This window comes from Streptomyces sp. URMC 126, assembly GCF_051386555.1.
In the GTDB taxonomy this organism is placed as follows: domain Bacteria; phylum Actinomycetota; class Actinomycetes; order Streptomycetales; family Streptomycetaceae; genus Streptomyces.
Genome location: NZ_JBPQTX010000752.1, coordinates 1 through 299, shown reverse-complemented (window position 1 = coordinate 299; position 299 = coordinate 1). Strand labels below are relative to the sequence as shown.

Sequence of the window (299 nt, the reverse complement as noted above, 5' to 3'; positions counted from 1 at the left end):
GGTACCACACAGCTCGGCGCACTTACCGTCGTAAACACCGATCCTCGTCGGAGTGAGGTCAAACTGGTTAGGATGGCCCGGAATGACGTCCATCTTGAAGTAGAAGGCCGGCACCCAGAACGAGTGGATAACATCAGCGGACTTGAGGCGGAAGCGCACTGACTGGCTCACCGGAAGGTACAGATTCGGAATCTTCTCGATAGTGCCAACCTCATGGGTGACAACACCACCGGCGTCAGGATTGTTGGCCTCCATATAGTTAAAAGTCCACGACCACTTCTGGCCGACAACATTAACGA

The 299-nt window shown here is 54.2% G+C and carries 1 pseudogene; it reads right to left on the bottom strand.

The window, feature by feature from the left end:
- A pseudogene (locus ACSNOK_RS33755) lies at positions 1–299 on the bottom strand (cytochrome c oxidase subunit II); the annotation flags it as partial.